The organism is Acidovorax sp. KPB24-03, from assembly GCF_057546605.1.
Window position 1 is genome coordinate 1 of sequence record NZ_BAAJYR010000844.1, and the last position, 758, is coordinate 758.

Annotated in this window: 1 protein-coding gene; it reads left to right on the plus strand. The window is 74.1% G+C overall.

The window, feature by feature from the left end; all coding sequences use genetic code 11:
* Positions 1 to 758 (plus strand): DUF1513 domain-containing protein (locus AC27KI_RS26390; RefSeq protein WP_487116827.1); only part of this gene is annotated, 758 nt, incomplete at both ends.

Below are 758 nucleotides of genomic sequence, written 5' to 3' on the forward strand. Positions count from 1 at the left end.
TGCGGGCTCGCTGCGCCTGGCAGCGGCATGGCAGCAGGAAGACGGCAGCTGCCGAATCGGCGTGCTGCAGGCCCGGCCCGGCCAGGACGCACCGCTGCGCGCAACGCACACCCTGGACATTCCCACCCGTGCCCACGGCCTGTGCCCCCTGCCGGACGGCAGCATCGTGGCGGCGTCGCGCCGGCCCGGCGACTGGCTGGTGCGCTGGTGGCCAGGCACCCCGCGCGAATCCGTCTGGCAGTGGACGGACGGCACCCGCTCGTTCAACGGCCACGTGATCGCATCGCCGGACGGACGCCTGCTCTACACCACCGAGACCGATGCCGACACCGGCCAGAGCCTCGTGGTGCAGCGCAGCGCCGAGCGGCTGGAGGCGGTGAGCGAATGGCCCACCCAGGGCATCGACGCGCACGAACTCCTCTGGGACCGCCACACGCTCGCCGATGGCGCGCCCACCTTGATCGTCGCCAATGGCGGCGTGCCCACCGCACCGGAGACCGGCCGCGTGAAACGCGCGCTCGAGACCATGGACTCGTCCGTCGTGCGGCTGCATGGCCGCACTGGCGACGTGCTGGGCCAATGGCGGCTGGGCGACCGGCGGCTGAGCCTTCGGCACCTGGCCTGGAGCGCCGATGGCCGAGTGCTGGGCGTCGCCCTGCAAGCCGAGCACGACGGCCAGCCGGACCGGGAGGCGGCCCCCGTGCTGGCGCTCTTCGATGGCAAGGCGCTGCGGGCCGCCGCGCCCGTCCCCGCGCAGG